The following is a 21,479-nucleotide window of genomic DNA, read 5'->3' on the forward strand; positions in this document are numbered from 1 at the left end:
CGCGATCAACTGCTTTCTTTCTCCTTGCAAATTCGCTGGCGGTTCAACGCTCGATCGACAATAATTCCTCGCTACCGACGCTATCCTCGCCGGTAGAATTCTGCCAGGCAACCGGTGATTTGCTGGAGAGCGCCCCACCCAGATGACGGCGCATCAGGAAGGACGCTTCGGTGACGTCGCCTTTCTCCAGAATGTGGATGATTTCCAGATGTTCTTCGCACTGGCCAACAAAACGCTTGCGGTTCAACGTCGCCCGATACTCGAGCAAACGACGCATTCTGTTGACCCGAATCAGAGACATGTGAAAAAAGGGGTTGCCCGACATTCTCATGAGTTCTTCATGAAATCGCGCTCCGCAGTCGAGCAGGTACTCCGCAGGCAGTGAGTCGATATCCGACGCCAATACATGCTCCTGCTCACGCCGAAGCTCATTCAGCACGTCATGATCGATACGGAACCCGGGCTCCAGCATGCCGGCAGGTTCGATCAGTATGCGAAACCGGTAGATCTGTTCAAAAGCCTCGGGAGTCTTTGCGACTGGCAGAAAACGCCAACCATAGCCCTGCTTTCGTTCTGCCCAACCTTCACGCACAGCTCGAACCAGTACATCATTGAGCTGGGATTTGGTCAATTCGTAGCGTTCACGTATGAACTGTTCGGTGACCTCAGCCGGGATACGGTCATGCAACCAGTCATCGGCCAGTTGATGATAGTGATTCGGATGAACCGCCGCCTGGGCAATCTCGCCAACGAGTTCCGACTTGGCCGAAACACTGAGCTCATTGGCGAAGAAGCCTCGATTGGCGCGTTGCTCGAGCAATCCGCGTTCGGCCAGTAGCACCAGTGCCTGTCTGACCGGCGATCGAGACACACCGAACTTGTCGGCGAGCTGCTGCGTACTGAGATGTGCACCAACCTCGATGGATCCTGAGGCAATCTGGCTGGAGATGTCATGCGCTATCTCCAGCGCAAGCGCGCCCGTTCTTGTTTTCATGCAAGCATTCCCGACATTGGAAAGTTCAAGGATCAATCCATCACTGGCAAGATTGGAAAACGTAACATCCACGATCCGTCACGAACCTGGCTTCCAGTATATCACTGCTCTTCTCAACGCAACAAATGCAGTCTCATCGGTTCAGAGTACCGCCATTGCGGCTTTTGCCGTTCGTCAAAGCAGTTTGCTGGACCATCAGAAGCCTGCGCTCATGACGCCTGGGTCGTCAAAGCCGAAAAGCCTCTCGGGCGTCCTCACCAGAACCGCCTGCAACAGCTCACCACCACACCAGCTCGACAATTGCAGCAGCTCCCGATGCTCGTCAATGCACATGAAGGGCTCCACCTGTTCAAGAGTGCGCCCGGCCCTGGCTGCAGATGGACCGGTATGGGGCCAGTCCGACCCCCAGATGATACGGTCCGGGGCCACTGACAGACAACGTTCGACAAACAGGGGCATTCGCGTATCAAAGCCACCATAGTTCAATGCACGATGAGGGGCTGACAGCTTCAGATAGACGTTCGGCTGGTTCAGCAAGTCAACAATGCCATCAACCTGCCTCCCGATGTCATCGCCGTCGAATTTCAGTCCCGCAAAGTGGTCCAGAACAAAGGGCCGCTTGCAGGCAGCAATGCAGTCTGCAAGCTCCAGCAACTGTTCGCTCCGACTGAAGCTCTGCAGGATCCAGGGAAGCTCTCCCGGCAGTTCGTCCAGAGCCTGAAGGTAATCCCTCGCTGAAGCCACCTCGGCAGTATGACCTGTCTTGAAATTGGCACGCAGTCCACGAACACCAGACTGATGCATACGTAGCAGCAGCTTGCTGTCTGCATGCTGTGGGTCGATCACTGCAATACCACGCGCCTTCTCGATACCTACGCGCGCAAGGCTTTCCAGCAGGCAGCTGTTGTCACTGCCGTAAACACTGGGCTGCACCAGAACTGTACGCCCGATGCCGTTGGCATGATGCATCGACCGCAGCATCGACACTGTCGCCATTCCCGGCGTATAGCTGCGCGTATCCGCCATTGCATGGTTTCTGGTGTCGAAGACATGCACATGGGTATCGCAGACAGGATTTTCGTCATCAAAGGCCCAACGCCTATTGGCATCGCTCATTGCTGTTGCACCGACGAGTTATTTCAAGGATCATGACAATATTGCACATTTATATATATAAATACAATAAGGAGAACGCCATGTTTGCAGCCCCACCTGACAGGCTTGCCTCTGTGTTTGCAACTGTTCCGGACGAATTGGCAGGCAATCCCGCCAAATCCGACTGGCTATCCGTGCAACATCCCGGCAAGCCTATCAAGGCCTTTCTCGAAGGCCCGTCCTTTGATCGCGAAGGCAGGCTCTATTGCGTGGACATTGCCTATGGCCGAATCCTGCGCTTCGACACCGATGGCGATGTCAGCATCGTGGCGGATTATGACGGCGAGCCCAATGGGCTGAAGATTCATCGAGATGGGCGCATCTTCATCGCAGATCATGCACACGGCATCCTGGTCATGGACCCTGTCAATGGCAAGGTGGAACCGTTGCTGACCAGACCGGGCCTCGAACGGTTCCATGGCGTCAATGATCTGCATTTCGCATCCAACGGTGATCTGTATTTCACCGACCAGGGTCAAAGCGGACTACACGCCCCGTATGGAAGGCTCTTTCGGTTGCAGGAGAACGGTGTTCTGCAATGCCTGATCGACAACCTCGCCAGTCCCAACGGGCTGGTGTTCAACGAGAACGAGTCGCAGCTGTATCTGGCGGTGACTCGCTCGAACTCTGTATGGCGAATACGCTTTCTACCCGATGGGCGAACAGTTGCCAAGAGTGGCACCTTCATCCAGCTATCTGGTGGATTGGCCGGCCCCGACGGTCTTGCTCTTGCCAGTGATGGCAGCCTGCTGATCGGCCATATGGGGATGGGCACAGTCTGGCACATGAGTCGGCTTGGTGAACCTCTGCTTCGCATTCGTTCACCAGCCGGGCTGCTGACGGCCAATTGTGCATTCGGTGGCAAGGATAACCGAACCCTGTTCATCACTGAAGCCGAATCCAGTTCGATTCTTCAAATCGAGTTGGATGTCGGCGGCGCCCCCATGTTTGCACACGCCTGATCGAATCAGGCAGGCGAATTGGAAGCAAAACTTGCTTAATTGGCTTATTAGAGCTTAAAATCCAATCAAGGGCTCGCATGACAATGCACCGTTCTCCAGACCGCTCTGAAGAATGAAGCCCATCAAGGGGTCTTCGAATGAGAATGCTTGATCGTGTACTGAGTAGTGTCGAGAGATTCATGATGATCGCTCTCACACTGGCCGGTCTGACCATGGCCGTGGTACAGGTTGTACTGCGGTATGTCTTCAATACCGGCATCCACTGGCTGGAAGCGGGTCTGGTTACAGCGCTTATCTGGGCCATGCTGTTCGGAGCATCCAGAGCCATTCGAGAAGGCTATCACCCCCGAGTAGACCTGCTACCGGGGATGGTCGGTGCCAGAGCAAGAGCGATATTGAACCTGTTGATGCTGTTGGTCACCGCAGCGCTGTGCTTGTACTACCTGTATGACAGCATCTTCTATGCGCGCTTCATCAACAGGATCGGAGCATTGCACCCGGAAATCGGATTCAAGCAGATCTACTTTTTCATCATCATTCCAGTAACCATGCTGTTTTTCTCATTGCGCTACTTGATGATCATTTGGGGTATACGCAAGCAAGCAGACACGCACAGCCTGGAAAAGACTTTCCAATCCTCCTTGAATCAGTCTGCTGACGGAGATCAGACACCATGATTGTGGCAACTCTGGCTCTGCTTTTTCTGGCATTGATCGTCATCGGCGCTCCAATCGCCATTGCACTGGGTGGCTCCGCAGTTGTATCAGCCATGATCTTCTCCCCGATACCGACGGGCATCGTCGGGCAGAAACTGTTCAGCAACCTGAACCATTTCACACTCATGGCCATACCGTTTTTCTTTCTGGCTGCCGGCTTCATGGAGCGAGGAGGCCTGGTCAAACGCCTGATCGAACTGGCACAGGCACTGGTTGGCCACCTGAAGGCCGGGTTGGGAATGACAACGGTACTGACTTGCATTTTCTTCGCAGCCATTTCCGGTTCCAGTCCGGCAACCGTCGCCGCCGTTGGCAACATTCTCTATCCATCACTGCTCAAGGAAGGGTATTCGAAAAGATATGCCATAGGCGCGCTGGCCACTTCCGGCTCCATCGGTATTCTCATTCCACCCAGCATTCCTCTGATTCTCTACGGGTTTGTTACAGAGACACCCATTCATTCACTATTCATTGCCGGCATCATCCCGGGTCTGATCTACGGCGCATTGTTGCTGTTCACCGCACGGATACTGGCAATTGGCGAACCCTCCATCAGCCTGCGCTCTCGCAGCTCCGCCGCTGAGCTGACTTCGGCACTGCGCAACAGTCTGCCAGCACTGTCCCTGCCAGTTCTGATCATCATTGGCATCTACGGATTTCCGGCATTCGGCTTCATGGGCCTCAACTACGACGGTGGTGCCATTTTCACGCCGACGGAGGCAGCTGCCATCGCTGCAGTACTGGCCCTGGGTATCGGACTGTTCATCTACAAGGAAATACGCCTGCGCGATATTCCAGCTGTCACGGCCGATGCAGTGCCTCGCGTGGGAATGATTTTCTGGATAACCACCAATGCCCTGCTGTTCGGCTTCTTCATCACCAAGATCGGATTGCCAGCCTCACTGGCCCAACTGGTGCTCGACCTGAACCTCTCACCTTTCGTGTTTCTGATCTGCGTCAATATCCTGCTCGTGATCGTCGGATTCTTTCTCGAAGGCGTACCCACTATTCTCATCTTCTCACCACTGCTGGTCCCTGCCGCCGAATCGCTGGGCATCAACCCGGTGCAATTCGCCATCATCATGGTCGTCAACATCGAGCTTGGACTCATCACACCGCCAGTAGGCATGAACCTCTTCGTTGCCAGCAGTGTTTCCGGCATTCCGGTTCTCAAGGTATTCCAGGCGGCCTTGCCCTGGACTATCGCGACCTTGATCACCTTGATGCTGGTTACTTTCGTGCCAGCCATATCACTCTACCTGCCAGGGCTGATGCAGTAGCGAAGTCGGAAACGTCTTCAGCCAACCATACGTGAACTCGACCGCTTCGCGACAAGACACCACAACCACCGGAGAAACCACCATGAAACCACGATATCTGCCCATGCTTGCCAGCGCTTTGACCTGCGCGCTGCTTGCAGGTCCGGCTACGGCTGCCGACTATCAGATGATCATGTCCAATGACAACAACAACAAAGGTCTCAAGGGACAGACATTCGAACTGCTGGCCAGCGAAATCAGACAGCGCCTGGGCGATCGCATCGATCTGGAGTTGCACCACAGTGGCACTCTGTTCGATCAACAGAGCCAGATTCAGGGTCTGCAACTCGGCGGCACTCATATCATCTCTCCCACGACAGGAATATACAGCTCTGTCACTCCCAAGGTCGGTGCCTTGAATCTGCCTTTCATGCTGAACACTCCGGAAGAGATCAGCAATGCCATCGCCGACCCTGTCGTGGGTAGTGCCTTCATGCCGGAGCTCAATGCGCAGAATATCGAAATCATCGCGGTCTGGATGAATGGCCCCCGCGATCTCGGCTATCGAGGTGACAAGCCAGTACTTCTGCCCGAGGACGTTGATGGCATGAAGGTTCGTGTCCAGTCAGCACCGATCTTCGTCAAGACCTGGGAGGCCGTCGGGGCCAACGCCGTGGGCATCAACTGGAGTGAGGCACCCACTGCCTTGCAACAGGGTGTCATCGATGCCGGGGAGGTCACGCCGAATTCCTGGAAAGGCTCGGGAACCTATCAGATGATCGACCAATTGAGTATGACAGACCACCAGTATTCCTTTTACCTCGTTGGCGCCAACAAGCAATGGTGGGACGATATGCCGGCAGACATCAAAACCGAAGTACAGGCCGCCTTGGATGTGGCCACCGCCTGGAACATCGAGAATGTGGTTCTGATCAATGATGCCGCGGTCGACTTCATGGCAGCAGAAGGCGTGAAGGTTCACACGCTCGATGAACAGCAGAAGCAGGCCTGGGTCACGGCCATGCAACCGGTGTGGAACGAGCTCGGCGACCAACTCGTCGGCGAAGAAGTCATGACGCGCCTGAAGGAAATTGCCAATGTCCAATAGCCCGGCCTCTTCTTCACGATGAAGCATATCGATGTAGAGCACGAATCAGGGCCGGTCAGACTCCTCGATCTGCCGGCCCTGTTGGGTCACCGACTTGTGCAACTCCCCATGGTACTGCGCATTCTGGTAGAGAACCACATCCGCCTGGAAGGCGCAGATGTGATCCCACGATTGCTTCACGCACTGGATGACTGGCTGGAGGGCAAGCCTTGCGAGCATGAACTGACACTGCGTCCCAACCGGCTGTTGATGCACGACACCACTTGCACACCAGCATTGGTCGATCTGGCAGCGATGCGCGATGTACTCGCTCATGAAGGTCTGAACCCGGCCTCACTGAAGCCGACTCTACCAGTGGATGTCTCGGTGGATCATTCCACTGCCGTCGATCACTACGCCAGTCCGGCTGCCTTGCCCATGAATCTGGAACATGAGTACGAGCGCAACCGCGAACGATATGCTTTCATGAAATGGGCGGCCAACTGCATGGGCAACATCACGGTACACCCACCCGGGACAGGCATCATGCACACCCTCAACCTGGAACAACTTTCGTCCGTAGTACACCTCGAAGGCAACTCCAAGGGGAGCGATGGATACCATCAGGCCTATCCTGACTTCATGGTCGGCACAGACAGTCATACCCCGATGGTCAATGGATTGGGTGTGCTGGGATGGGGCATCGGAGGCCTGGAGGCGGAAGGCATCGCACTGGGCCAGGCGATCACCATGAAACTGCCACGTGTGACAGGCGTCAAGCTCCTTGGAAAACTCAAGCCGGGCGTGCAGTCCACCGATCTGGCTCTGCGCCTGACCCACGAGTTGAGAATGCTGGATGTCACCGGGGACTTTGTCGAATTCCACGGCCCCGGCGTCAGCGGACTGTCTGTTGGAGAGCGGGCCGTCGTCGCCAACATGGCGCCCGAATACGGTGCCACCACGGGTTACTTCCCTGTCGATGGCATGTCCATCGATTACCTTGCAGCCACCAATAGACCAGCCCATCAACTTGACCTCGTGCGAACGGTCCTGAGCGCCATGGGCCTGTGGTTCGACCCACAGGCCAGCCCCCGATATGACAAGACCCTCACGCTGGATCTCGCCTCGGTCCGAACACGCCTTGCCGGCCCCAGAAGACCTCAGGATCTGCTCAGTAGCCAGGAAGCCCGTGGCGCCATCGAACGCGTATTACAACGCAAGCTGAATGCGGATGAGCCATCAGCGGGGAATACACCGCCGGATGGCGCTGTGGGTATCGCAGCCATTACCAGTTGCACCAACACGACCGATCCCGCCTTGCTGATAACCGCTGGGCTACTGGCAAGAGCGGCCCGTGAACGAGGTCTGCAGTCAAAGCCCTGGGTAAAGACCTCCCTGGCCCCCGGTTCGCCATCCGCACGTCAGTATCTGGTTCGGGCCGGGTTGCTGCCTGACCTGGAGCAGCTCGGATTTCATATCGTGGGATTCGGCTGCACAACCTGCATCGGCAACTCTGGCCCCTTGCCGGCGATCATCGAAAGCGCACTTGAACAGGAAAAAGCCGTTGTTGCCGTTCTCTCGGGCAATCGCAACTTCCCCGGCAGGGTTCACCCGAAACTGAACCTTGGCCTGCTGGCCTCACCGGCCCTGGTCATCGCCTATGCACTCAAGGGCGATGTACTCGAGGATATCCAGGAAACAGCCTTGGGCATTGGCAACGATGGCAAGCCTGTCTATCTGCATGACATCTGGCCGTCAGCGCAGGCTGTACAACAGACACTGCTTGCAAACTGCCTGAAGGATGACGTAACGACAGAATACCTGGCTGCCAGACGACATCCCGCCTGGGATTCTCTGAAGGTCTCGGATTCACAGTGCTTCCCCTGGTCTGCGCAGTCCAGCTCGCTCAGGCCACCACCCTTCGCGGCTCGCAAGTATCGAGACTATCACCACCATTTCGAGGCAAATCCGCTCCTCGCTCTGGGAGACGACATCACCACCGATCACATCTCTCCAGCTGGCTGGGTCGACCCGCTCAGCGCTGCAGGCCAATGGCTGCGGGCTGCGGGGGAAACCGAATCCGGAATGACGGTCTATGCCGCGTATCGAGGAAACTGGGAGGTCATGCTGCGGGGTGCGTTCTCCAACATGTCCGTGGTCAACCATCTGGGCCATGACATTCCCGCCGGGTATACACGCCATGCTGGAACCGGTGAACTGGTGATCCTGACCGAAGCTGCTCGACGCTATCGCTCTGAACACCGTTCCACTGTCATTGTTGCAGGGCACCGTTTCGGCATGGGCTCTTCCCGGGACTGGGCGGCCAAGGCCATTGCCCTGCTGGGAGTGCGTGCCGTGATTGCCCTGAGCTTCGAACGCATTCATCGCACCAACCTGATCGGCATGGGTGTGTTACCACTGGTTCTGTCGGAAGCCCTGAGCAACGGACTCACCGAAAGCAGTTGTCTGCATGTCAAGCTTGCCGGAGAGACTCTCACACCTGGCAACGCCTGCCACATCGACATACAGCACCAGAATGGTCAAGTCACTTCGGTCGCGGCGGTAGCGGCCGTCGAGACGCGAATGGAGGCTTTGGTACTGCAGAAGGGTGGCATGTTTTCGCATGTTCTGGACCAGGCCATGGGTCACTTTCCAACGTGAACACCCGCATCATGGTTGGTACTTCTTCCGCGTCAGGCGAACAGACAGGTGGAGCGGTTCTGCCACACCAGCGCCATGGCCGTTCCAGAGGTGCCCACTCGACAGACTGACAAGCGCAGCCACCCCAGCCAAGGAACCTGCTCACTCGAGGTGTGCAAACACTACAACCTCGGGCAGACCTTCGGGAATGATGAAAACATGGGCATGTCAATCGAGTGACATCCTGTCGCCCGCTTGAACAACTCAGCAGCGGGTGAAGAATCCTGCCTGTTTCTTCCAACCATGGGTAGTGCTCAGGATCCGGAACATGTTGCCAGGCAAGGCTATCGCAGAATCTGATGTCGGGAACCAACCCGCGACCGAGAGTCTGCCTGTCGCCAGAGATTCGGTCTTGTGATGATTACTCTAGAGATGTTCTCGATGGATCGCGTGCTGTCTCTGTGGGCGTCATGAAGGTCAGCGTCATTCTGAATCCGCAAAGCGGCACGCTGCGCAACGTGAATATTGAACTGCTCAGAATCACGCTGCGGCAGGCGCTCGGCAATGCGGGCCTGGACCTCGTATCGTGGCACACCGAAGCGAGGTCCGTGAATGAGTCCCTGCAATCTGCCATGCGTCACAATCCTGATTGCCTACTGGTCGCAGGCGGTGACGGCAGCGTATCCGCGGCAGCGAAAATGGCATGGTCCAACGAGATTGCATTGGCGATTCTTCCAGGCGGCACCATGAACCTCTATTCGCGCACGCTGGGCTTGCCTCAGGACATCATCGAATGCGCAGCGGCCTACTCGGCGTCGCATCTGACCGAGGTGGATGTGGCAACGATCGATGACCAGGTCTTCCTGCACCAGTTCACCGTTGGTCTGCATGCTCAGGCCGTTCGTCTGCGCAACACCATGGCGTACGGTTCTCGACTGTCCAAGATCATCGCCTCCATCAGAGCGTTCGGCCGCGTGGTCTTTCATCCGCCCCGCTTCAAGGTCGGCCTGGTGGTCGACGGCCAATCGTTCGGCACGCGCCGGGTGTCCGCCCTGTCAGTCACCAACAATGTGTTTGGTGAAGGGCATATTCCCTACGCGGACATTCCTGACGGTGGCGTACTGGGTGTCTACTACAGTGACCCGATTCGCTTCATGGCTGCCATCCGTTTGATCGTGGACACCATGATGGGGGCCACGAATGACAATCCCTATCTGCATGACACGGTTGGCAGGAAGGTGATCCTGCAGTTACCGCGCAAGCGCAATTGGGGAATGCTGGATGGTGAAATCATCAATCTCGGCAACACCATGACCCTGCAGACGCACCCTCGATCCCTCAGAGTTCTCTTGCCCGATCAGGCCAGTGGTGAATGAATGACGAACAATAGCAGCCAGATCAGCGCGTCGACGACACTGGCTTGGTGTCTGACTCTTTTCTCCCTGGTTTCATTCGCGGGTCTGTCCCTGATCGTGAGTCGGGACATGACGACAGGATTCGACCGCACGGTCCTGAGCTGGCTCAGAAACGAGGATGGGGAAACGAGCGGACCGGTATGGATTCGGGAATCACTGATCGAGATCACGGCGCTGGGAGGGTATCCGATCATCGTGCTGGTCATGTTCGCCGCCGTCGCTGGACTTGTATCGGTAGGCAAGAAAAAGGCGGCACTGTTTCTGACGGTGAGCGTGGCCGGCGGCAGTGCACTGTCAAGCCTGATGAAACTGGTATTCGACAGGCCCAGACCTGATCTGTTCGTTCATCTTGACCAGATCTATACATCGAGTTTTCCCAGTGCGCACGCCATGGTCAGCATGGTGGTCTGGTTGACCCTGGCACTGGTGATGACGCGCTTCATTCAGGAGAATCGCCTGCGAATTCTACTCCTTGGCCTTGCCATCGGGTTGTCATTACTGATCGGATTCAGCCGCGTCTTTCTCGGTGTGCACTGGCCGACCGATGTACTCGCGGGCTGGCTGCTGGGCGTCGCCTGGGCCTGCGGTAGTTGGTTGTGCGCGCACTATCTGGCTGACAACAAACGCAGAATCGGACAATACGGGAGATCCACGTGACGGAAAAACGCGACAAGCCGGGACTGGCGTTTCTACCTCACGACTGGATCAGACCATTGGCACGCATCGGGTACGCTTCCAGAGGCGTGGTGTACGTCATCATCGGCTTCTTCGCCGTCTTGTCCGGATTGGGAACACAAGGCAACAAGGACTCCCGCGGCGCATTGAGAACCATCCTGGAACAACCTTTCGGCAAGGTGCTGATCGGCATTCTGATACTGGGTCTGGTCGGCCTGGTGATCTGGCGGCTGATCCAGTCCCTGCTGGACACCGACTCACACGGTTGGTCACCCAAGGGTCTTGCCGTCAGAGGCGGCTTGCTGGCCAGCGCCATTACCTACTCATTGCTGACAACCTATGCGCTGTCACTCGTAGGTTTGCTGGCATTTGCCCGCTCCGACTCATCCCCGAGCATTGCTGACCGCCTGGCAGGGGTGATCGGTACCAAGCCAGTGCTGATCATCATGTTGCTGGTGTTCTCCGGGGTTGCGCTGTCACACTGGTACAAGGCCGTGACCTGCGGTTATGCCAAGCATCTCCGCACTGAAGACGCACCGATGGAATATGTGCATCCGATTTCAATAGCTGGTCTGACGGCAAGGGGTTCCGTCTTCGCCATCATTGCTGTACTCCTGTTCTACCGGATCATGACCTACTCACCCAGCGAGACGCAGGCTCCCGGCCTGGATGAAGCCCTTGCATTCGTACAACAGCTTCCCTTTGGCGCCTTTCTGCTGGTGTTGCTGGGATGCGGCCTGATGATGTTTGCGGCCTATTCCTTCATTGAAGCCATATGGCGACGTATCAACGTGGAAGATGCCGAGATGGAGGAACAACTCGAATAAGAGCAATCATGGCGAACGCGTTGCACCCACTTCAGGCATCCAGCTCCCTTGCTCAGTGAATGTAGAAGCCGACAACACAGGCCGCCTCATGTCAGCGTGGCAAACGACTTCCCTGCATGTCACCGCCTGACTTCATGGCGCACGCCTTCCCTGCTTCCGGCAATTCGATGTCGTGGCGTTCGACTTCCCCCTGTTCGTCGCTGGTTGAAGCATCAGCAAAGACCTCAGTAGATGCGCAAAGCACTTTCTGTCAGCTCCCTGAAATTCTGCTCGTCAGTGAACTGAACGCTGGATTCTCCTTGCTGAATGACGACATTCCAGGCCTCCCCCGCGGGGCTGGTAGCGGTGATCGTCATTACCTGCGTTGGCATATCCTGTATATCAACTCTGGCGACAAATCGTGCCAGGTCATTGATTTCATCAGATTCGGCTGTCGCGGTGTTGACCTCTCCGGTCTTGTCGATCTGATAGGCGATCACCTCGTCTGCCGAAGTTTTCGTATAAGTTGCCGCACTGGCATAACGGCTTGACTCCTCGGAGCTTTCCACACCGTCTTCACAGATCAACTCGGTCTCATCCGTTTGAGCGTGATCAAGTGTGGCGTAATAATGCGTTGTTTCAGAGTCGGCAATATTCACCACAGAACTGTTCTCAAGCGTCAGCGAGACTGTCCGCTCATTCGACTCCGTGCTGCCACAGACAGGAATAAACAGAAACGTGGAACGCTGCTCGATCACCAGTACGCCGTTCAACGTACCTTCAGCCTCCGGCTGGGAAAACTCGATAGTGAACGAGGTGCTAGCTCTGCGCTCACTGTCCGTGCCCGATGTCACTTCATCCTGCCGAATCACGATCGTACCATTGACGAATCCGGCATTCGTCACGCAGTTGGCGTATCGGAAGGTCTGCTCAGTGAACAATACCCCACCGCTCTCGTTACCGCTGCCATCTGCCGCGTAGAGATACTCGACGGTACCACCACCGGAACAATCCGACACGTCGTTCGCCATCAGTTCATCGATCCACGCAGGACTCACGGCAAACTCGAAGTAATCGCTGAATGAAGCACCCCCTGGATGAATATCCCCGGTGACGATATCGTCCAGCTCTGAGAGCGCTTGCCGATATGGCAAGTCGAGGAAAACGGCAGTATCCGCCGTCACAGGCTCCGGATTCGAAAGATCTCCCGGGTTGACACCATCATCAACGGTCCCGGAATCTCCGCCGTCCTCACCATTGATGCCGTCGTCCACCACCGAGGAGGACCCATCGGAACAAGCACTGACAACGAGGATCGGCAATACCAGCAGCAGAGTGTTGACGATACGACGCATAACGCCATCCCCAGTTACCCGATTGATCCTTACCATACCCCATGGAGTCGATTTACATCCAGACTTATCTCCTCACCGATATCCAAGCCTGCATTATTTCCACTGCATCACACCTTCCTCTTTCGGCAACGCGACAAACTGCGGACTGATGGAAACGCAAACCGACAACGGGTGCTACGCCGGGATGTTTCCCGTAACGGCCTTCTTCGAACCCGGTCTGCCCATGTCAGGACAAACCGGGAATGCCAGCGAATTCTGCTGCTGGTATCTCAGTGGTGCAAGAGGAATCTCAAGCAGGATTCGCCTCGCACAGCGCCTGGTCAGGCAACATCATCTCTTGATGGTCGAACAAGAGCAGTACTCTCCATGCGCCAGTCACGCGGGAGCTCTCGTACCTCGCCGGTGATCTCGAATTCGGTTCGCAGCCGGATGTCATTGCTCGATGCCCCGATCATGAACTCGAAGCTACCGGGCTCGACAATACGCCGGCCAGCGAGTCCCGTGAAACCAAGCATGTCCACAGGCAGCGTGATTGCAACTCTGGCGGCGTCCCCGGCAGCGAGCTCCACGCGAGCAAAGCCCTTGAGTTCCTTGACGGGTCGCACCACCGAGGCCACCGAGTCGCGAATGTAGAGCTGAGCCAGCTCGAATCCCGACCGCTCTCCGACGTTTCTGACCGTGAACGACAGCGTGACATCGGCGGCGTCATTGTTGGCCACCGAGTCGGTGTCGAGCTCGAGATCCGCATACTCGAAGCGGGTGTAAGAGAGTCCGTGGCCGAAGGGGTAGTCACTACCGAAGTGACGCGCGATGGGTGTACCCGAGCTCTTGAGCTTGTGGTTGTAGAAGTACGGGCATGCACCGGCGCTGCGAGGTATTGACAGCGGTAAACGACCAGACGGTTCAATGACACCTGTCAGCACATCTGCCAGGGCAAATCCTCCCTGCTCACCGCCGAACCAGGCCATGACCTGGGCGGCGAGACGGGATTCCAGCCCACCGAGGTTGTAGGGTCGCCCGCTGGTGATCACCGCAACCACCGGTTTTCCGGTATTCACCAGTGCTTCGAGCAGCTCACGTTGCACACCCGGCAGCTCGAGCGTGTCAACGTCCGAGCCCTCACCGACGGTTCCGGTCAGGAAAATACCGGAAAGATCCCCGAGACAGGCCACGACCACGTCGGCCTCGCTCGCCGCAGCAACCGCTTCGTCGAACAGATCGGTGCGGGTCGATACATTCGAACGCATGTCGAGACCAACGCTGTCATCCATGTCGCCAGGGAATACTGCGCCACCCTCTCCACGTTCCTCCAGCACGAAACAACCCTGGGCAAAGCGGACTTGCTCTTTGCCGAACGCAGCCTCGAATCCAGCCAATGGCGTCACGACGCTCGCAACGTCTTCCTTGCCACCGTGTCCGATCAGATGAACCGGAAAGCTGTAATCGCTGAGCATCGCAAGTGGATCATTGGCGGTCGGTCCGACGATCGCAATGCGCGCAGACGTGGCCAGCGGCAGCGTGCCATCGTTGTCGAGAATCGTGATCGAACGAGCGGCCACCTCACGCGCGAGTTCGAGCGTTGCAGGGGATCTGAATGACACAGCGGTATCGTCCGTGTAGGGGTGCTCGAACAGGCCGAGCCGGAACTTTTCGCGCAGTACTCGCGACACTGCCAGATCGATAACCTCAAGGGTGATCAGTCCGCGCTCAAGCGCATGCTTCAGGTGTACTGCGCAGTCACTGCCAGGCAACTCGATGTCGAGTCCCGCGCGTACGGCCAAGGCTATCGATTCTGCTTCGCTGGCAGAGATGCCATGATGCTTGTGCAACAGGCTCACCCCGATATAGTCGGCGACCACGATCCCATCAAAGCCCCATTCATCCCTGAGTACCTCGGTCAGGAGGCGCCTGGAGGCATGCACCGGCTCGCCGTCGATGTCGTGATAGGCTGGCATGATCGAGCCCGCGTCGGCCAGTTTCACGGCCATCTCGAACGGTAGCATGAAGTCATCGGCGAGTTCGCGAGGGCCGAGATGAACGGGGGCGTGGTTCCTGCCACCTTCGCTGGACGAATGCCCGACGTAGTGTTTGAGCGTGGCAAGCAGACGCCGGTCCGGTCCCTGAAGACCACGCACGTAGCGAGTCGCGAGCACGCCCGTGAGCCAAGGGTCCTCGCTGAACGCCTCTTCAGTACGCCCCCAGCGAGCGTCGCGTATCACGTCGAGCACCGGAGCAAGCCCCTGGTGCGCTCCGATCGATACCGATTCATCGCCGATTGCAGCCCCGACACGCTCGATCAGCTCGGGATCCCAGCTTGCGCCGAACGCAAGCGCCGAGGGAAACAGCGTTGCATCGCGCGCCATGAGCCCGGTCAGACACTCTTCGTGGGAGAGTGCCGGGATGCCGAGCCGGGTCTCTTCGACGAGGAATTTCTGCAGCTGGTTCAGTGCACGCACACCTGACCGAGGGTCTACACTTGCAGTTCCAAGCGGACGCGTTATCTGGCCGAGTCCGTGTTCGAGCATGCGCTCGGCCGTGTCCGAGCCACCAGCGCCGGTGAATTGGTCCGACCGTATCTCATGGCGACCGTCTTCGGAAAGAAACAGCCACAGGGCATGCATCTGAGCAATCTTCTCATCGACTGTCATGCGCGCGAGAAGATCCTCCACACGCGCCTCGATTGGTTGTGCGGAGTCAAGGTAGGTGTAGGTCGTCATTTCTGTCGGAAGCTCTTCGGAAAGGTTATGGTAAGCGTACGCCGTTGGCGTCGAACAGGTGCACGTGCCCGGGCTCGGGAGTGAGCCAGACGCGAGCGCGAGTCGCAAGGCTCTGGTGGCCCGCAACCCGTACCGTCAGGGGGCCGAAGTCCTCGGACTCCAGATAGACGACGGTATCACTGCCGAGATTTTCCACGACGACAACCTCGGCAAGCCAGTCACCGCCATTTTCGTCGAGGCGGATGTGTTCGGGGCGCACGCCCGCATTCCTGGCGTCGTTGCGGCCCACTGCCCTCGCCGGCAGGAGGTTCATCTTCGGCGAGCCGATGAAGGTTGCGACGAACTCGGTGCGGGGACGCTCATAAAGCTCCATGGGCGCGCCAACCTGCTCGATGCTGCCGCCATTCATGACGACAATCTGATCGGCAAGTGTCATCGCCTCGACCTGATCATGCGTCACATAAACCATTGTTGCGTCGAAGCGCTCGTGCAGCTGAGCAAGTTCAATGCGCATCTGCGTTCGAAGCGCTGCATCAAGATTCGACAACGGCTCGTCGAACAGGAATACACCGGGCTCTCTCACGATGGAGCGTCCAATGGCCACCCGTTGACGCTGACCGCCGGAAAGCTCGGCGGGCTTCCTGTCGAGCAACGGTTCGAGGTGCAGAATCCGGGCGGCCTCGGCCACCCGTCGTTCTCGCTCGTCGGCGGGCATTTTTGCCAGACGAAGCCCGAAGTCGATGTTCTGCGCAACGGTCATGTGTGGGTACAGGGCGTAGGATTGAAACACCATCGATATGCCGCGTTTCGACGGTTCATCACGCGTCACGTCGCGCCCACCGATGCTGACGTTTCCGGCAGTCGGGCGCTCCAGTCCCGAGATGATGCGCAACAGCGTCGACTTGCCACAGCCGGAAGGTCCGACGAGTACGGTAAAAGAACCGTCGGGAATATCAAGATCGAGTCCGGGGATCACCTCGACAGAGCCAAAGCTCTTGGCGATCTGCCTCAGTTGTACATCAGCCATGGAATGCGACTCCATTGAGAGTGGAAAAGAGGCGGACAACGGCACGGGATTGACGTGCTTGAGTACAACGGTGCATGCACATCATCCCTTCACCGCGCCGCCGGTCAAACCCGCGACGATGTACTTCTGGGCCGCAAGGAAGAACACGATCGCGGGCAGGATAGTGAGCGTCACGAAGGCGAGCACGAGGTTCCAGGCGGTCATGTACTCGCCGCGAAACTGCATCATGCCCAGTGGCCAGGTGAAGGCCTCGCGAGAATTGAGCACCACAAGCGGCAGCAGGAAGTTGTTCCAGCTTTGCACGAAGACGAAGGTGCCGACCGTTGCAAGAATCGGTGTGGACAGTGGCAGAGTGAATCGAAAGAAGAAACGCACGTATCCACAGCCATCGACATAGGCGGCCTCGAAAAGCTCCCTGGGAAGTTGTTCGAAGAAGGTACGGAAAAGCAGAATCGCAAGACTCAGACCAAATGCGGTCTGCGGAAGAATGACCGCCCAGTAGGTGTCAAGGATGCCCAGATCGCGCACCTTCAGAAACAGTGGCAGTATCGCTGTCGCAAACGGAAACATGAGTCCGAGCAGGAGGTAGGAGAACAGCATCTGAGAGCCGAAGAATCGAATCTGCGCAAAAACATAGGCAGCCGCCGCGCCGACCAGCAGCGTCAGCAAAACAGTCAACAGCGATATCACGAGCGAGTTGCCCAGATAACTCCAGAAGCTCGGATCGCGAATGATGCTGAGGTAGTGCGTCAGCTCCCAGGAGGCAGGCAATCCCATCGGATTGGTACGTATTTCCAGATTGCTCTTGAAGCCACCCAGTGCTGTGGCAATCAGCGGGCCCAGCACAAAGGCCGCCACGATGCACAACACTGTCAAGCGCATGAGCTCGCGCGCCAAGCCGCCTTTCATCATGTCGACACCGCTCGGTTGGAAAAACGCTGGTAGAACACGGCAATCAGCACCGCCGCCACGAACAATACAATTCCGACGGCACTACCGAAGCCTATCTTCAGGCGCGACAATCCGAAGGTATAGAGATAGGTGACCACGGTCTGCGTGCTGTTCGATGGCCCCCCGTTGGTCAGCGGGATGATGACATCGAACACCTGCAGAGCGCCAATGATGGCAAAGAAGGCGCTGACCATGATGGCTGGCTTGATCAGCGGGATCTGCACGTGGCGCACGACGTCGAGCGTTTTCGCACCCTCGATCTTCGCCGCTTCCACCAGATCGTGCGGTACTCCCTGCAAGGCGGCGATGTAGATCATCATGTGGAAACCGAAGTACTTCCACACGATCACGGTCATGATCGCGACAAACGCCCAGGTGCGATCACCCAGAACGAAGTAGGGCTCCCCGCCGAAGGCGTGTGTGATACCCGCTGCAACCCCATAGTTGCCATCGAACACGAAGCTCCAGATCAGACCAGCGGCAATCTCTGCAAGAATGAAGGGCAGGAAGAAAATCAACCGAAACGCGGCATTGGTTGGTGTCTTTCGGTAGATCATGAGTGCCAGGGCGAGAGCGAGCGGCATTTGCACCAGCAAGGACACCAGTACCAGCTTGATGGTGTTCCAGACAGCCTGATGGAACACCGAGTGCCCGAACATGCGCTCGAAATTCTCGATTCCCACCCAGTCTGCAGGCTCACCATAGCCATTCCAGTCGAAGAAGGCATAGCGGCCGGACTCGGCGAGCGGCACGATGACAAACAGACTGAATAATACAAGTGCAGGCGGAAGCAGCAGGACAACTGCCGTAAAGCGGCCGTCTCGCAGCGTACGCCCCAGTCGCTCGGGGAACGACTCCGTTGTTGTTGATGACATGTCTGGCTCTCTTGAGTCGAAGGGGGCTCGATGCGCTCGGCGCAAGGGCGAACGCATCGAGCAGGCCTTTAGCGAAAGTCCCAGGCTTCCTGAATCTGCTCTGCGGCCTCCTCGGGGGTGGTTGCACCGGCAGCAAGATCTGCCGATATGTCATTCACCGTAGCGCCTACCGAGGCTCCGAGGTATTGGTCGAGATAGATCTGGTGGTGCGACGCGGCAGCGACATCATCGGCCTGTTTACGGAAGAAGGGGTTCTCGATGGCATCCTGAGACCCCTCGACAATAGGCAGCCAGAAACCGCTCGCTCCCCCTTTTCTCTGGTTGTCGATGCTGAGCATGTACTCGAGGTAGGCAACCGTCTCATCAGGTGCACCCGGTGTCACGACATAGCCATTGACACCACCGAGAGTCACATCACCGCCGGCACCACCTTCGACCGTCGGGAAGCTGATCACGTCGAGCGTCTCGTCTGTCAGAGGCGCACCTTCCTCTGCCTGCTTGATGATGCCGGGGTAGGTAAATCCGCCCATGAGATGAAATGCGCCCTCGTCATTGCTGAACAGCGTACCGGCGGTGTCGAAGTTCGCGGACATGAAACCCGGCTGAAAGGGTTCGAGCTCGATCAGTTCAACGAATTTTTCGCCTGCTTCGACGAATGGCTTGCTGGTGAAGTTCTCGCCCTCACCGGACACTGCCATCGGCAACGCATCACCACCGCCCATTCGCAACGCCAGGTAGCTCCAGTAGAAGTGCAGGGGCCACTTGTCCTGACCACCAACGATGATCGGTGTGATCTCAGCGGCCTTGAGTGTCTTCACCGCTTCCAGGAAGTCATCCCAGGTCTCGATCGCCTTGTGGTCAACCCCGGCTTTCTCGGTGAGCCTGGTGTTGACCCAGAAGAGTACATCCGAGACGTACAGTGGCAGACCGACGAGTTTACCGTCGACCCGAAACGCGTCGAGCGTACCGTCCGGTATCGATGCCTTCAGATCTTCGCTCACTATCGTCGAGATGTCCTTCGTGAAGCCGGCCTCGGCCTGTTCACTCAGTGTCAGACCTCCCCAGCTGTAGAATGCATCGGGGCGAGCATCGGATTGCAACAGCGTCGGGAGTTTCGTCTTGTAGGCCTCGTTGGCGATGTATTCGAGGTTGACGCTGATCCCCGGATTCGCCTCTTCAAAACTCTTTGCGATATCGGCGTAATACTGCTTCTGTGCCTGGTCATCGAGCTCGACGGCGAGAATCGTGATTTCGGTATCGGCCATGACCGGAGTGAGGGTCAGAGCGGTGAGAGCGACGGCGACGCCGATCGCGCAATTGCATTTCTTCATGCGAGTTGGTACTCCTCTGTGGAAAGGTTCTGGCTTGTGGTGGTGGAAGAAGTCGGGGCATCCAGGACCCCTTCGGCTATCAGGCCGTGACGCGTTGGTTCAAGGCAGGTTGTCTGCGAAGTAGACGTCGATACGAATACGTTCCTGAGAATCAATGATGTTTGCGTTGGTGGAACACGCGCGCAGCACTCGAACGGCGCTTCTGGCGATGTGGTCGATACTCTGGGCGAGGATCGCGTCAACGCGACCATCGAGCAGCCCGGCGCGCATCGCCGGCGACAGCTCGTGCGCGATGAACAGCGGCTGCCTGCGCTCGGCCCCCGAAGCAGCCATGCCGTCGCTCAAGCCCTCGAGCAGGCTTGCATTGCCGGCGGCCAGCGAATAGATTCCCACAAGATCTTCATGGCGTTCGAGCAGCTTGATTGCCAGCTTGCGGTTGACGTCGCCGCGCGCATCGCCCTGCACGACGGGTAATACCTTCAGCCCGGCAAACCGCTCCTCGATGACCTGCTCGAAGCCGAGCTGGCGCTCGAGTTGGTCGCGCTGGCGACGTGGGCCGGTGACCAGTGCGACCGGTCCTTGCCGTTCTCCGGCGAAGCGCCCGAGCAAGGTGCCTGCGACACGACCTGCCGACAGATTGTCGACACCAACGTAACGCTGGCGGCGTGATCCCTGGATGTCGGTGACTAGCGTGACAACAGGGATGCCGCGATCGACGGCGGCGTTGATGGCCTGGCGAACGCCAGGCGTATCGACGGCGAATACGGCTGCGCCATCCACTTCGCGTGGATCGAGCGCGTCAAGCGCCGCTGCAACCGCCTGACCGTCTCCGACTGGCAATTCATGCACTTGCGGCAGTACGTCCACGTCCATGACGGCCGCCGGTGAGTGCTCCACGGCCGCGTGCATGGCTTTGGTGAAACCCGAGCCCGTGTCGTGCTCTGGCAGCAGGAAGGCAAAGCGCATAGAGTCGCGAACCTTGCCGACCTCGATACCATCCAGACGGCCGAAACCGAGCGCACGAACGGCTTCCGCAACATTGCGACGCGCTCGTTCACTGACTCCGTCGCGTGCGTGCAGCACGCGGTCCACGGTGGCCATGCTGACACCGGCGCGAGAAGCGACGTCCTGGAGGGTGGGCTTCGACATCGGGATGCCTGATTACAGAGAGTGATGCGAACATAACACACGATTTGACGTTATCAAATCTTTTTTTGATTGATTCAGCTCAAATTATCAATCAGTAATTGATAACTGCATTGCCAGACACACGTTAAGCGGCTTGAAAACAGGCCTTTAGAACATCTATCTGTCGATTCTTCGATGACATCCCTCAAATGATGTGATCCCATCATTTCTGATGTAGATCTCCTCATTGAAGATCCTGGCGATTCGATTCAGCAGGAAGTGTCGACTATTCATATCACCCCGAGCTTCCCGAGCTTCCCGAGCTTCCCGAGCTTCCCGAGCTTCCCGAGCTTCCCGAGCTTCCCGAGCTTCCCGAGCTTCCCGAG

Annotated in this window: 17 protein-coding genes; 8 read left to right on the plus strand and 9 right to left on the minus strand. The window is 57.4% G+C overall.

Annotated features, from left to right (window positions below; translation table 11 throughout):
- Positions 1–43 precede the first annotated feature (43 nt).
- Both ACUNV4_RS22995 and ACUNV4_RS23000 read right to left on the minus strand, forming a co-directional pair.
- Complete coding sequence (locus tag ACUNV4_RS22995) at positions 44–994, minus strand: GntR family transcriptional regulator (RefSeq protein WP_430880977.1); 951 nt, start codon at positions 992–994, stop codon at positions 44–46.
- Positions 995–1,189: 195 nt separating this feature from the next.
- The gene (locus tag ACUNV4_RS23000; RefSeq protein WP_430880978.1) at positions 1,190–2,110 is read right to left on the minus strand and encodes an amidohydrolase family protein; all 921 of its coding nucleotides are present in this window, start codon (positions 2,108–2,110) and stop codon (positions 1,190–1,192) included.
- 80 nt (positions 2,111–2,190) lie between these two features.
- Here ACUNV4_RS23000 and ACUNV4_RS23005 point away from each other — a divergent pair, with 80 nt between their 5' ends.
- The 8 genes from ACUNV4_RS23005 (at position 2,191) to ACUNV4_RS23040 (ending at position 11,730) form a co-directional block, all read left to right on the plus strand.
- On the plus strand, positions 2,191–3,111 hold the full coding sequence (locus ACUNV4_RS23005; protein WP_430880979.1) for an SMP-30/gluconolactonase/LRE family protein: 921 nt from the start codon (positions 2,191–2,193) through the stop codon (positions 3,109–3,111).
- A 137-nt stretch (positions 3,112–3,248) separates the two neighbouring features.
- A complete protein-coding gene (locus tag ACUNV4_RS23010; protein WP_430880980.1) occupies positions 3,249–3,788 on the plus strand; it encodes a TRAP transporter small permease in 540 nt (179 codons plus the stop codon).
- Positions 3,785–5,107: a TRAP transporter large permease gene (locus ACUNV4_RS23015; RefSeq protein WP_430880981.1), complete on the plus strand. Its 1,323-nt coding sequence runs from the start codon at positions 3,785–3,787 to the stop codon at positions 5,105–5,107. The genes ACUNV4_RS23010 and ACUNV4_RS23015 overlap by 4 nt, the downstream gene beginning before the upstream one ends.
- 82 nt (positions 5,108–5,189) lie before the next feature.
- On the plus strand, positions 5,190–6,194 hold the full coding sequence (locus ACUNV4_RS23020) for a TRAP transporter substrate-binding protein (RefSeq protein ID WP_430880982.1): 1,005 nt from the start codon (positions 5,190–5,192) through the stop codon (positions 6,192–6,194).
- Between the two features lie 18 nt (positions 6,195–6,212).
- The gene (gene acnA, locus ACUNV4_RS23025) at positions 6,213–8,834 is read left to right on the plus strand and encodes an aconitate hydratase AcnA (RefSeq protein ID WP_430880983.1); all 2,622 of its coding nucleotides are present in this window, start codon (positions 6,213–6,215) and stop codon (positions 8,832–8,834) included.
- Between the two features lie 449 nt (positions 8,835–9,283).
- Entirely contained in the window at positions 9,284–10,189 is a 906-nt protein-coding gene (locus ACUNV4_RS23030; RefSeq protein WP_430880984.1) for a diacylglycerol/lipid kinase family protein, read from the plus strand.
- A complete protein-coding gene (locus ACUNV4_RS23035; RefSeq protein WP_430880985.1) occupies positions 10,190–10,885 on the plus strand; it encodes a phosphatase PAP2 family protein in 696 nt (231 codons plus the stop codon). It begins immediately after the preceding gene.
- Positions 10,882–11,730, plus strand: a complete 849-nt coding sequence (locus ACUNV4_RS23040; RefSeq protein ID WP_430880986.1) for a DUF1206 domain-containing protein — start codon at positions 10,882–10,884, stop codon at positions 11,728–11,730. The genes ACUNV4_RS23035 and ACUNV4_RS23040 overlap by 4 nt, the downstream gene beginning before the upstream one ends.
- Positions 11,731–11,954: 224 nt before the next feature.
- Here the strand turns inward: ACUNV4_RS23040 and ACUNV4_RS23045 are convergent, their stop codons facing one another.
- The 7 genes from ACUNV4_RS23045 to ACUNV4_RS23075 all read right to left on the minus strand — a co-directional run bounded on the left by ACUNV4_RS23045 (position 11,955) and on the right by ACUNV4_RS23075 (position 21,114).
- Positions 11,955–13,064: a hypothetical protein gene (locus ACUNV4_RS23045; RefSeq protein WP_430880987.1), complete on the minus strand. Its 1,110-nt coding sequence runs from the start codon at positions 13,062–13,064 to the stop codon at positions 11,955–11,957.
- A gap of 320 nt (positions 13,065–13,384) precedes the next feature.
- Positions 13,385–15,781 carry a glycoside hydrolase family 3 N-terminal domain-containing protein gene (locus ACUNV4_RS23050; RefSeq protein WP_430880988.1) on the minus strand — a complete coding sequence of 799 codons (2,397 nt, stop codon included), beginning with the start codon at positions 15,779–15,781 and terminating at the stop codon, positions 13,385–13,387.
- A gap of 25 nt (positions 15,782–15,806) precedes the next feature.
- Positions 15,807–16,808, minus strand: a complete 1,002-nt coding sequence (locus ACUNV4_RS23055) for an ABC transporter ATP-binding protein (protein ID WP_430880989.1) — start codon at positions 16,806–16,808, stop codon at positions 15,807–15,809.
- A gap of 81 nt (positions 16,809–16,889) precedes the next feature.
- Positions 16,890–17,720: a carbohydrate ABC transporter permease gene (locus ACUNV4_RS23060; RefSeq protein ID WP_430880990.1), complete on the minus strand. Its 831-nt coding sequence runs from the start codon at positions 17,718–17,720 to the stop codon at positions 16,890–16,892.
- A complete protein-coding gene (locus tag ACUNV4_RS23065; RefSeq protein ID WP_430880991.1) occupies positions 17,717–18,634 on the minus strand; it encodes a carbohydrate ABC transporter permease in 918 nt (305 codons plus the stop codon). Before ACUNV4_RS23065 ends, ACUNV4_RS23060 begins: the two co-directional genes overlap by 4 nt.
- 68 nt (positions 18,635–18,702) lie before the next feature.
- On the minus strand, positions 18,703–19,965 hold the full coding sequence (locus ACUNV4_RS23070) for an ABC transporter substrate-binding protein (RefSeq protein ID WP_430880992.1): 1,263 nt from the start codon (positions 19,963–19,965) through the stop codon (positions 18,703–18,705).
- A gap of 99 nt (positions 19,966–20,064) precedes the next feature.
- On the minus strand, positions 20,065–21,114 hold the full coding sequence (locus ACUNV4_RS23075; RefSeq protein ID WP_430880993.1) for a LacI family DNA-binding transcriptional regulator: 1,050 nt from the start codon (positions 21,112–21,114) through the stop codon (positions 20,065–20,067).
- Positions 21,115–21,479: the final 365 nt, after the last annotated feature.

Source organism: Granulosicoccus sp. 3-233, from assembly GCF_052681095.1.

What these genes read in the sequence shown, in the direction of transcription:
- ACUNV4_RS23005 (WP_430880979.1), top strand. Translation starts at nt 2,191, where the DNA reads ATGTTTGCAGCCCCACCTGACAGGCTTGCCTCTGTGTTTGCAACTGTT.
- ACUNV4_RS23055 (WP_430880989.1), bottom strand. Translation starts at nt 16,808, where the DNA reads ATGGCTGATGTACAACTGAGGCAGATCGCCAAGAGCTTTGGCTCTGTC.
- ACUNV4_RS23050 (WP_430880988.1), bottom strand. Translation starts at nt 15,781, where the DNA reads ATGACGACCTACACCTACCTTGACTCCGCACAACCAATCGAGGCGCGT.
- ACUNV4_RS23010 (WP_430880980.1), top strand. Translation starts at nt 3,249, where the DNA reads ATGAGAATGCTTGATCGTGTACTGAGTAGTGTCGAGAGATTCATGATG.
- ACUNV4_RS23000 (WP_430880978.1), bottom strand. Translation starts at nt 2,110, where the DNA reads ATGAGCGATGCCAATAGGCGTTGGGCCTTTGATGACGAAAATCCTGTC.
- ACUNV4_RS23070 (WP_430880992.1), bottom strand. Translation starts at nt 19,965, where the DNA reads ATGAAGAAATGCAATTGCGCGATCGGCGTCGCCGTCGCTCTCACCGCT.
- ACUNV4_RS23045 (WP_430880987.1), bottom strand. Translation starts at nt 13,064, where the DNA reads ATGCGTCGTATCGTCAACACTCTGCTGCTGGTATTGCCGATCCTCGTT.
- ACUNV4_RS23060 (WP_430880990.1), bottom strand. Translation starts at nt 17,720, where the DNA reads ATGATGAAAGGCGGCTTGGCGCGCGAGCTCATGCGCTTGACAGTGTTG.
- ACUNV4_RS23035 (WP_430880985.1), top strand. Translation starts at nt 10,190, where the DNA reads ATGACGAACAATAGCAGCCAGATCAGCGCGTCGACGACACTGGCTTGG.
- ACUNV4_RS23030 (WP_430880984.1), top strand. Translation starts at nt 9,284, where the DNA reads ATGAAGGTCAGCGTCATTCTGAATCCGCAAAGCGGCACGCTGCGCAAC.
- ACUNV4_RS22995 (WP_430880977.1), bottom strand. Translation starts at nt 994, where the DNA reads ATGAAAACAAGAACGGGCGCGCTTGCGCTGGAGATAGCGCATGACATC.
- ACUNV4_RS23015 (WP_430880981.1), top strand. Translation starts at nt 3,785, where the DNA reads ATGATTGTGGCAACTCTGGCTCTGCTTTTTCTGGCATTGATCGTCATC.
- acnA (WP_430880983.1), top strand. Translation starts at nt 6,213, where the DNA reads ATGAAGCATATCGATGTAGAGCACGAATCAGGGCCGGTCAGACTCCTC.
- ACUNV4_RS23075 (WP_430880993.1), bottom strand. Translation starts at nt 21,114, where the DNA reads ATGTCGAAGCCCACCCTCCAGGACGTCGCTTCTCGCGCCGGTGTCAGC.
- ACUNV4_RS23020 (WP_430880982.1), top strand. Translation starts at nt 5,190, where the DNA reads ATGAAACCACGATATCTGCCCATGCTTGCCAGCGCTTTGACCTGCGCG.
- ACUNV4_RS23065 (WP_430880991.1), bottom strand. Translation starts at nt 18,634, where the DNA reads ATGTCATCAACAACAACGGAGTCGTTCCCCGAGCGACTGGGGCGTACG.